The organism is bacterium, assembly GCA_018814885.1.
Taxonomy (GTDB): Bacteria; Krumholzibacteriota; Krumholzibacteriia; order LZORAL124-64-63; family LZORAL124-64-63; genus JAHIYU01.
In genome coordinates, this window is the sequence record JAHIYU010000117.1 from 1 (window position 1) to 10917 (window position 10917).

6 protein-coding genes are annotated in these 10917 nt (G+C 69.2%); all 6 read left to right on the forward strand.

What is annotated here, in order from left to right; translation table 11 throughout:
* Positions 1-1372 (forward strand): divergent polysaccharide deacetylase family protein (locus KJ554_07845; protein ID MBU0742240.1); only part of this gene is annotated, 1372 nt, incomplete at its 5' end.
* Positions 1369-2328: a hypothetical protein gene (locus KJ554_07850; GenBank protein MBU0742241.1), complete on the forward strand. Its 960-nt coding sequence runs from the start codon at positions 1369-1371 to the stop codon at positions 2326-2328. The genes KJ554_07845 and KJ554_07850, both read left to right, overlap by 4 nt.
* A 220-nt stretch (positions 2329-2548) precedes the next feature.
* Positions 2549-4294 carry a protein translocase subunit SecD gene (gene secD / locus KJ554_07855; GenBank protein ID MBU0742242.1) on the forward strand — a complete coding sequence of 582 codons (1746 nt, stop codon included), beginning with the start codon at positions 2549-2551 and terminating at the stop codon, positions 4292-4294.
* A 61-nt stretch (positions 4295-4355) separates the two neighbouring features.
* Positions 4356-5276, forward strand: coding sequence for a protein translocase subunit SecF (gene secF / locus KJ554_07860; protein ID MBU0742243.1), 921 nt, complete (start codon positions 4356-4358; stop codon positions 5274-5276).
* A 150-nt stretch (positions 5277-5426) separates the two neighbouring features.
* Entirely contained in the window at positions 5427-10208 is a 4782-nt protein-coding gene (locus tag KJ554_07865; protein ID MBU0742244.1) for a HAMP domain-containing protein, read from the forward strand.
* 24 nt (positions 10209-10232) lie between these two features.
* On the forward strand, positions 10233-10913 hold the full coding sequence (locus KJ554_07870) for a DUF4159 domain-containing protein (GenBank protein MBU0742245.1): 681 nt from the start codon (positions 10233-10235) through the stop codon (positions 10911-10913).
* Positions 10914-10917 lie beyond the last annotated feature (4 nt).

The window sequence follows — 10917 nt, forward strand, 5'->3', positions numbered from 1 at the left end:
CGTCGCCGGCGTCGGCGTGCTGGGCTGGGCCCGCACCGACGCCGGTCGCGCGCGCATGCTGCGCCTGGGCGCGGACCGTTTCCGGGAGCCCGTGCAGCAGGCTCTCGACGGGGCCGTGGCGGATGTGCTCGATGCCTACCAGCCCGGTCCCGTCGCCGCCGATGCCCGGGGTGAGGATCCGTCCTCCTTCGACTGGCCGTATCCCGAGGCCGGTCCCGGCGCCGTGATACGCTGCCGGATCACCGCCGCGCCTGCAGGTCTTTCCCTCTGGGAGGTCCAGGCGGATCTGGCCCGGGCCCTGGCGACCGTCGGCGGCGAGGTGCTCTGGGGCGAGAGGCTGCGGCGTCCGGCCGGCAGATGGTCGCCGGAACCGGCCGGCGACGGACAGGACGACCTGCTGCGCCTGGACCTGGGCGTGACCGGCGCTGCGACGCACACGCTGGTGATCCATCCCGCCGGCACGCCCGAGCCGAAGCTGCGCTGGGGCGCAGATCCGTTCGGCGAGGACATCGCGGACCTGCTCGGTCCCCTGGATGTGCCCACCCTCGCGGTGATCGTCGACGACTGGGGCAACGCCCAGAACGAGACCACGCGCGGCCTGCTGAAGCTCGACGTGCCGTTGACCCTCTCCATCCTGCCGGGGCAACCATATTCGCGGCATTATGCCCTGAAGGCGACCGAACTGGCGCTCGACGCCGCCGTCGCGCCGGCCAAGGTCGGTCCCGCGGCGGCGGTGGCGCGGGAACGCAGGGCGCGCGGCTGTCCGGTCACCCTGTCGGTGGCCTGGCGCAAGGGAGGGGAACCGCCGCGCCGGCGCCGCGAGATCATGCTGCACCTGCCCATGGAACCGCAGGGGTATCCGGAGATCGATCCCGGCGACCGTTTCGTGCGCGTCGGGATGTCCCGCGCCGAGATCGAAGCTCTGGTGGACGAGGCGCTGGCCGCCCTGCCCGGGATCACGGGCGTGAGCAACCACATGGGCAGCGCGGCCACGGCAGACCCTTCGACCATGGAGCGGTTGATGGCGGTGCTCCGGGCGCGCGATCTCTTTTTCCTGGACAGCATGACCACCTCGCGATCGGTGGCCGTCGAGACCGCGCGGCGCGCCGGAGTCCCGGTCCTGTCCAGCCGCCTGTTCCTGGATCAGAAGGAGCGCAGCCGCGAGCAGGTGCGCAGCCTGCTGGCGCGGCTGGTGAGAGCGGCCCGGGCCACGGGCGCCGCGGTGGGCATCTGCCATCCCTATCCCGAGACGCTGGCGGTCCTGGCCGAGGAGCTGCCGCGCTACCGCAACGCGGGCATCCGCTTCGTGACCGCGTCGGAGATGCTGGCCCTGCAGCGAGAGCGCCGCCTCGCCGGGGGAACGGGCCAGTGAGCCGGATCTTCTTCGTCTCCGCCCGCGCCGACGAGCCGCCGTCCGCGGTGGCGGACAAGGCCTGGCGGCTCTGCGACGAGGTCCTAGGGACGTCCGGCCCGGCCGCCGGCACGCCGCTGGCGTATCACCTCGACAGGCACGTGCGCACCCGCGCCGAGACGCAGTTCCGCGGCTGGACGGGATCCCTGCCGGACCGTTTGCGGGAGCGGGGGTATGCCCTGACACCGCTGGCGCCGGTCGCCGAGCCGGAGCGCGACGGCGTCGATGTCGAGGCGGCGGGAGGGGCGCCGACGTCGGCCCGGTTGTCCCGCACGGCCCGCGATGCGCCGGGCCTGCTCTTTTGCCGCCGCGTGATCTGCCATCCCATGTCCGGACTCGACGGCGCCCTGGCCGTCCTCGCCTACGGCTGCCTGTCCGCCGCGGGCAAGCGTGGGCTCCAGGCCGGGCTGCAGCCCCGGATCGAACCTTCGGTCTGCGGCGGTTGCGGCATGTGCGTCACGCTCTGCGACCGGGACGGCGTCCGCTTCAACGGGCACGTGTCGGAGATCCAGCCCGCGAACTGCCTGGCGTGCGGGGATTGCCTGCTCGAATGCGCCACTCGGGACCTGCGCTTCCCGCCCGGCGCCGGCGTCGGAGTCCAGAAGCGCCTGGCGGCGATCGCGGCGGCCGCGGCCGCCGGCAAGGCGGGCCGCATGATCTGGCTCCTGTTCCTGCTGAACGAGCCGGAGCGACACGGCGTGAATCTGGGCCGCCCGAGACAGTGGCCCGACCTGGGCCTGCTGGCGGGGAGCGATCCCGTGGCGCTCGACTGCGCCGCGCGAGAGCTGATCGAGCGGGAGACCGGCCGCTCGTTGTTCGACTGGTGCGGGGGAGAGGTCGATCCTGGCGTGCTGCTGGACGAGGCGGAGCGCCTGGGCGCGGGCTCCAGCCGGTTCCAGCTGACCGAGCTCGGCTGAGTCGTTTCCGGTCGCCCCGTCTGGTTAGGCATTGACCGTCATTGCGGCAGTTACTATACTTGCCGTTGGGTTTTGGCGGGCAATCGCGGCTGCAACGTCGGGAAGCCCGCCCCGGTCCGTCCGCATCGCAAGCACGTCCCGGCGTGTTTTTTTCTTGTTTGCGTCCGCGCGCACCGCGACGCGGCGCGTTTCGGTCAAGTGTGCATACGGAGAGGTGCTCATGAATCGATCCTTCAACCTCAGGGCGCTGCTGGTCATCGTCGTGGTGTTGCTCTCGCTCTGGGGGCTCTATCCGACCTTACGCGCCTCGCGCGTCACCGACCAGATGCGCGAGCAGGCCCTCACCGATCCCGCCCTCAAGGTCCAGATCGACAACTGGGAAGCCCGGGCGATCCGCAAGGGGTTGGATCTCGAGGGCGGCATGTACATCGTCCTGGAAATCGACACGGAGGATCTCACCTCGGCCCAGGCCAGCGACGCCCTCGACCGCGTCGTCGAGATCCTGCGCAACCGCGTCGACCAGTTCGGCGTGAGCGAGCCCGACATCAAACCGCTCGGCTCGAGCCGCATCATCGTGCAGCTGCCGGGCCTGCAGGACGTGGACCGCGCCAAGCGGCTGATCGGCTCCACGGCCCGCCTGGAGTTCAGGATGGTCCGTCCCGTCGAGGATCTGGCTTCCGTGCTCACCAAGCTGGACGAGGCGTTCGCGGTGACGGGGACCGCCGAAGCGGACACCACCGTCGCGGCGGAGCCGGCCGCCGGCAAGGAGACCGAGACCGCGGCGGCCGACACCAGCGGCGTCGACACGGCCGCCCCCGGCGCCGACGAGGCCCTGGACTTCGAGTCCCTGCCCGAGCAGCCGGGCGAGGGCTTGGCCGGGCCCACCGACGCGCAGCTGGCCACGAACCCCTTCACGGCGTACATGCTCGTGGACCAGAGCCTGATCCGCTACATGGGCACGCCCATCGTGGTCCAGGAGCAGTACCTCCAGCTGGTCAGGAACATGCTCGAAGCGCCGGAAGCCCATGTGATCCCCCGCAACATGGAGTTCCAGTTCGACATGGAACCGCACGATCTGGGCGGCGGCTTCCGGGCGCGTCCCCTCTACCTGCTGGACAAGCGCCCCGGGCTGACCGGCGATCGTCTGGTCAACGCCCGCAGCGCGCCCGATACCGACCACCCCGGCAACTTCCAGGTGCATTTCAGCCTGGACCGCAAGGGCGCCCGGATCTTCGCCAAGCTCTCCGGTGAGAACATCGGGCGCAACATGGCCATCAGCCTCGACGGCAAGGTCAAATCGGCGCCCGTCTTCTCCTCCAAGATCCCCACCGGCGACGGCGTCATCACGGGCAGTTTCTCCAGCATGGAGGCCCAGGACATGGCGCTGCTGCTGCGCGCCGGCGCCCTGCCGGTGGACGTGCGCATCGAGGAGGAACGGACCGTCGGCCCGAGCCTCGGGCGCGACTCGATCCATCAGGGCCTCGAGGCGGCCCTCTACGGCCTCCTGCTCGTGGTGATCTTCGTGGTCTTCTACTACCGGTTGACGGGCCTCGTGGTGGTGCTGGCGGTGACTGTCAACGTGCTCATCCTGCTGGCGGTGCTGGTGCAGTTCGGGCTGGTGCTGACCCTGCCGGGCATCGCGGGCATCATCCTGACCATCGGCATGGCGGTCGACGCCAACGTGCTGATCAACGAGCGCATTCGCGAGGAGTTGCGCCGCAACAAGACCTCCCGCGCGGCGGTCGATTCCGGTTACGCGAACGCCACCCGCACCATCGTGGACGCCAACGTGACGACCCTGATCGCGGCCGGCATCCTGCTCTGGTTCGGCACGGGTCCCATCCAGGGCTTCGCCGTGACCCTGAGCATCGGCATCCTGTCCAGCATGTTCACGGCCCTGGTCCTGACGCGGGTCATCATGGAAGCCGCGACGCGCAACCGCTCGCACGCGAAGCTGAGCATATAACCGAAGTGAGCATCGGACCGCGGGAGCGCGGCACAGGGCCTCCGGGCCCGGGAGACGAACCATGGAAATGCTGACCAACACGAACTTCAAGCTCGTCGACAAGACAAAGTACGCCTTCGTGCTGTCGGCGCTGCTGATCCTGGCGGGCGTCACGTCGCTGATCCTGCACGGCGGCCCGCACCTGGGGATCGATTTCACCGGCGGCACCATCCTGCAGGTCCGCATCCTGCCGGCCCCCGACCTGGCCCAGGTCCGCAGCCTGCTCGAGGACGCCGGCTTCGCGGGTGTGCAGGTCCAGGATTTCGGCTCGACCGACGAGCTGCTCATCACCTTCGCCGACATCGAGAGCGGCGAGCTGGACGCGGCGGAGGAGATGAAGAAGGTGCTCGACGAGGGCATGCCGGAGTCGACCGTGGAGATGCGCCGCGAGGAGTCCGTGGGGCCCAAGATCGGCGGTGAATTGAAGACGGCGGCCATGAACTCCGTCGTTGCGGCCCTGGTGCTGATCGTGCTCTACATCACCGTCCGCTTCGTCTTCCGCTACGGTATCGCCGCGATCATCGCCCTGGTCCACGACGTCGTGATCACGCTCGGCGTCTTCTCGCTGCTGAACAAGGAAATCACCCTGAGCATCATCGCGGCGTTCTTGACCATCATCGGCTATTCCCTGAACGACACGATCGTGGTCTTCGACCGCATCCGCGAGAACATGAAGCTGCGGCGGCGCGAGTCGTACAAGGAAGTGATCAACCGCTCCATCAACGAGACGCTGAGCCGCACCATCGTCACCTCGCTGACCACGCTGTTCGTGGCGGGCTCCCTGTACGCGCTGGGCGGCGCGGTGATCCACGACTTCGCCTTCGCGCTCAGCTTCGGCGTGATCGTCGGCACCTACTCGTCGATCTTCATCGCCAGCCCGGTGCTGGTGTTGTGGAACCAGCGTTACATCTCCGATCCCAGGCGGCAGCGCCAGACGATGTAGCCCGCAGTCGAGCGAGTGGGAGGGGCGCCCGACAGGGCGCCCCTTTCTTGTTGCCGGGCGATGAATTTATCGCAGGCACGGGAAGACCGATGAGCTACAATAGGATATGGTCCCGAGCCGCGCTGGGGGCCGCCCCGAACCGGGAGATCCATGTCCGGCAAGAGAAAAACGTGGTCCGTCGCGCTGATGCTGCTCGGCCTGGCCGTGCAGGGCGGCGTGCTGATCGCGGCCTTGCGTGCCGGGCGCGCCATGGATCTGACCGTGCCCCCGGAGATCTGGCTGTCCACGCCGGCGATCCTGGCGTTAGCGGTTGCGCTCGGGCTCGCTCACCGGAACCGCCGCGCGGCCTACTGCACCCTGCTGGCAGCCGAGGCGCTGATGCTCGTTTCCGGGCTGGCGGCCGTCACCCTGTGGCGTTTCGATCCTGAGCGCTGGGCCGCCGATCGCCAGGCGGATCTCCAGCCGCGCATTCTGGCCATCCAGGAGATCGTACCGCGTCTGCCGGCCATGGCCGACTCCCTGCTGACCGTTTCCGCCAACCGGGGCGAAACGCTCGAAACGATCACCGGCATCTGGCGGCGCGACGTGGAGCGCTCGGCCCGCTTCTCCCTGGCGCTGGCCCTGTGGCGGCATGGCGAACGCGTCGTCTGGACCGACGACCTGGAGCCCTTCCCCCGCGATGGTCTTCCCGCGCCCGGGGCACGGCCCGTGGTCGATTCCGGGCGCGCCGGGTGGTACTGGCGGGGTTCGGTTGTCCATCCCGAGGGATTGCTGGAGTGGCAGATCCGTCTGGCGATTCCTCCCGAGACGGAGACCGGACGGGCCTTCCACCAAGAGGTCCGGGGACAGGTGGTCTACGCCATCGAACCCTCGCGTGGTCGCTGGTACGGCAGCGCAGAACACGGATCTCGTTACACGACGGATATCGCCCTTGAAGTCGCCCCCGAGGACATGGAACTGCCCCTGCTGCGCCTGACGGCCACCGTGCCGCCGCTGCGTGTGGCGTATCAGCAGGCCGGCGAACGCATGACACTCGTCCGCCTGGTCCTGTGGGGTCTGGCTCTGGTCGCGGCCTGCGGGTGGTTGGGAGGGCGACTCTGGCTGCTCGCCGGTCTCTGGATCGCGCGGTTCGGCTGGGCGGCGGCCGGCCTCTTCCTGCGGGTGCAGCTCGTTCTGGCGCGTCCTTACCTGGAGTCGCAACCGACGGGGGCGGCGAGCCTGCTCGACTCCGCGTATTTCGGCACGGACTGGGGCTGGGGACTCTACGCCACCACGGTCGATGCCGTGCTGACCGGCTGCCTGGTGGCGGTGACGGCCTGGATCGTCGGCCGGAGCATGCGGAGTGCGGGCCGCTCCGGCACGCCCGCCGCGCCGGCGGGAATCCGCACCGGTCGTGTCGCGCGGTACCGTCCCCTGCTGTTCGTCCTGCTGGCGGCAACGCTGTTCCTGGTCCAGGACCGTGTCGTGCACGAGGTTGTGGCGAACGCGAATCCGCGGCTGATCGGTCCCAAGATTCCCTTGCGATCCTTCACCTTCTGGGGGCTCCATCTCGCGCTGGTGATGAGCGGCATGGCCGTGGCGGGTCTGCTCGTCGGGCTGGCGAGTCGGCTGCGGCGCGACGGCGTGCGGGCCGCGGCGATCGTCGTCCTGTTCGCAGCGGCAGCCTTTTCCTTGCTGGCCGGGGCCTGGCTGCCCTACTCTTCGCGGATCTCTCTGCCGCTGCTGGTGCTGTCGTTGTGGTGGGGGACGGGACTGCTGCCCGCCGGGGATACGACGATGCGCCGCCTCATCTGGCTGCTCCCCCTGCTGGTGGCCGTGTTCTGGAACTACCTCGCCCTGGGGCACGCCTACCAGGTGGGCACGCGCGATTGGCTGCTGCGCAAGTCGGCCGACATCGTGGAGCCCCAGAGCGGCTGGGTCCGCTTCCTGATGGAGGACCTGCTGGGCGAGCTGGCGGCCGCCGATGCCGAACGCGAACCGGCCCCCGGCGCCCACGACCCCGGCGCGGCAGAGCTCTGGCAGAACTGGTCCGCCTTCGCGCTCTGGCAGGACGTGGGCATCGACGATCTCGGTCTGCCCTGTCGGGTCGAGATACTCGATGAAACGGGCGGCACGTCGAGCCTCTTCGCCTCGGGCTTCTTCCGCGACTATGGCTACGAGATAGCCGATCGTGGCGACTGGGACATGGGTCGGCCAGTCACGCCCCGGCCCGGCCGCAGCCTGAACACGTATCTGCAGACCGAGCGCCGCCGCTACACCGACGGCGAGGAACGTATCCTCAGGGGCGAGGTGGAACGACTGGCCGGCAACGGGTGGCTCAGCCTCGAGCTGCCCGTGCAGTCGTTCCGTACCCGGACCCTGCTAGATCAGCTCTCGGGCGAAAGGCTGGGCCGGGATTCCCAGGGGTACCTGCCGCGTCTGGAAGTTGATCAGCCCCTGCTCATGCTGCGCAGCGACGGACGCGACTGGCGAGGCACCGGCGGTGCCGACCTGCCGGACGTGCGTTCGGCCGGGGTCGTCGCGGATCTGCGTTCCGGCGCACTGGACTGGGGTGTCGTGTCGGCCGGGGGTCATCGGCACCTCTGCCTGTGGCGCGACGACCTGGGCGCCGACGGTGACGCCCCCGACGCGAACGCCGGCGGCTTCCTGCTGGGCGTCAGGATCCCGTCCCTGGGCGACCGCCTCCTGGATTTCTCGCGTCTGATCCTGCTCGACCTGTTGCTGCTCTTCGGGATCGGCGCCTGTGGTCTGGCGGCGACGTTCCTGGCGAGGCGTCGGCGTACCTTCCTGCTCGGGTTCCAGGAACGGTACCTCGTCGTGTCGCTGGTGCTCGGCCTGTTGCCGTTGTTGCTGGCTGGCACCTTCATTGACCGCCTGAGCCGGGAGTGGCTGGGCGAGTCCTCCCGCACCGAAACCCGCGAAAGCCTGGAAGCCGCGGGCGAACAGTTGCAGGGACTGCTCGCCGAGCAGGCGCGCGCCTTGGCCGGCAGCGACTACATCGCGGATCTGCTGGCCAGCCGGCTCGCCGGCCAGCGTCCCCTGGGTCCCTTCTCTTCCCGGCAGGCCATGATCTTCACCGCCTACGGGGATCTCCTGCTGGACGAGACCCTGAGCGATCTGGACGCCGCGGAAGCCGCGCTGCTGCTCGAGCAGGCCCGCACGTCCTCGCTGGTGCTGATGCGCGACGAGACGGGAACCTACCTGGGGACGCTGATCCCCGTCGATCTCTCCGGCGTCGCGGCGGAGATCGTGGAGAGCGACCTCGCCGGCGGAGCGCACGGACCGGTGGCTCGTCGCCGGCACGGCTACTTCTTCTATCGCCAGCTGATCACGACGGACCTGATGGTCGGCCTGGGCGAGGTGGTCATGGGCGAGGCGGTCTTCTACCTGGGTGGCGAGTCGATCCTGGCCAGCCACCCCGAGCACATCTTCACCGGACGCACGCCGCTGCTGCTGCCCGCCACTTCGCTGCCGGACCTGCACAACGCCCCCGGCGGCATCCATCTGCAGCCCACGCCCGGCAGCCCGCACGCCTGGACGGGCATGCTGGCCCTGCCGGCGCTCCTGAACAGTCCCGGCGACCAGAAGTTGAGCGCGTCACAGATACCGGGCGTGCTGTCGGTCACCTTCTCCGCCCGCGAGCGGGACGTCACCGGCCAGCGGGAGCGCACCGTGCTGTTCCTGGCGGGTCTGGCCACGCTCATCTTCCTGACGGCCACCCTGCTGGCCCTCGTCCTGACCTGGAAGATCTTCGATCCCGTGCGCGTGCTCGTCGACGCGACACGCCGCCTGGCCGCCGGCGATTTCGCCGCGCCGCTGCCCGACAGCGGCAGCGACGAGATCGGGACGCTCAGCGCGACCTTCGGCGCCATGCGCGACGAGCTCAACGACACCCAGCAGGCGCTCGCGGAGCGTGAACGGTTCCTGGCGCGCCTGCTCGAGAGGGTACCGGTCGGCGTCGCAGTCTTCGACGGTGACCAGCAGGTGGTGACGGTGAACCCCGCGGCCCGCGCCATGATCGACGGCTATTTCGCCGAAGCCGCGGGAGACGCCGACGACCGTGCCCGGTTGTTGCTGGCCGGTTTCGCGCGCGAAGTGGCGGGCGACGAGGGAGAGGCCGAACTGGTCGCGCCGGACCGGAGCCGGACCCTGCGTGGCCGTCTGGCCCCCCTGCACCTGCCCGCCGGACGTACGGATCGAATGCTCGTCTTCGAGGACGTGACGGAATTCCTCGACAACAAGCGTCTGGCCCTGAACGCGCAACTGGCGCGGCAGGTGGCCCATGAGGTCAAGAACCCGCTGACGCCCATCCAGCTCTCCGTGCAATTCCTGCGGCAAGCCTACCGTGACGGTGCCGACGGACTCGACGGCATCGTGGAGTCCACGGTGCGACAGGTTCTCGAACAGGTCGAGCTGTTGCGCTCCATCGCCACCGAGTTCAGCCTGCTCGGGCGGCCGGAGGACCTGGCCTGCGCGAGCGTCGATTTCCCGGCCACGGTCGCGGAGGTGATCGACCGCTACCGGGTCGGCGCGGGAGCGGACGGGTCGTCCCGCCTGACGGTCGAAGCGGCGCGCGGCGAGGTTCCCCCGGTGCTGGCGGATGCCGAATCGCTGGGCAAGGTTGTCGCGAACCTGATGGAGAACAGCCTGCAGGCCGCAGGGGAGACGGCGACGCTGGAACTCGGGATCGCCTGGCGCGTGGGCCCGGAGACGGTTACCCTGCTCTGGTCGGACAATGGACCTGGTCTGGACACCGAGGTGGCCGACAGGCTCTTCGACCTTTATTTTTCCACGAAGACCCAGGGCACGGGACTCGGGCTGCCCATCTGCCGGAATCTGCTCTTCCGCATGAACGGTGGCATCACCTTGCGCAACCGCGGGGACGGGAAGGGCGCGGTGGCCGAAGTGACCCTGCCGCGAGCCGACGTCTAGCATCACACGGGAGTAGGCGATTCCTTGAACAGCAAGCTCCGCAAGCTCATCGTTGCCGTCCTGTTAGTGACGATCCTGGCGGTTCAGGCCGGGACCGCCGCGGCGTCGAACGACGGCGTGACCATCGCCCGCCTGCGCTATGGGGGAGGCGGCGACTGGTACTGCGACCCCGGGTCGCTGGCGAACTGGCTGTCCGAATTCGGCTGGCGCACGGGGACGCCTGTCGCCGCGGGACCGGTCGTGGTGGGCCTGGACAGCGAGGATCTCTATCGTTATCCGATGCTGTACGTCTCCGGCCACGGTCGCATCGCCCTGACCGACGACGAGGTCCGCGAACTGCACCGCTACCTCGAAACCGGCGGATTCCTCTACGCCGACGACAACTACGGACTGGACCCGTCCTTCCGCGAACTGATGGCGCAGGTCTTCCCCGACGACCCGCTCTCGCCGTTGGGCTCGGAACATCCGATCTACCATTGTTTTTACGATCTGCCCGGGCTGCCCAAGATCCACGAGCACGACGGCGATCCGGCCCAGGGCTTCGGCATCACGAAGAACGGGCGGCTGCTCGTGTACTACAGCTGGTCCAGCGACATCGGCGACGGACTCGAATCCCCGCAGGTGCACGGCGACCCGCCGGCCGCCCGCGAGGCCGCAGCGCGCATGGCCGTCAACATCCTGATGTACGCCCTGACCCATCCGTGAGAGG

What these genes read in the sequence shown, in the direction of transcription:
- secD (MBU0742242.1), top strand. Translation starts at nt 2,549, where the DNA reads ATGAATCGATCCTTCAACCTCAGGGCGCTGCTGGTCATCGTCGTGGTG.
- secF (MBU0742243.1), top strand. Translation starts at nt 4,356, where the DNA reads ATGGAAATGCTGACCAACACGAACTTCAAGCTCGTCGACAAGACAAAG.
- KJ554_07865 (MBU0742244.1), top strand. Translation starts at nt 5,427, where the DNA reads ATGTCCGGCAAGAGAAAAACGTGGTCCGTCGCGCTGATGCTGCTCGGC.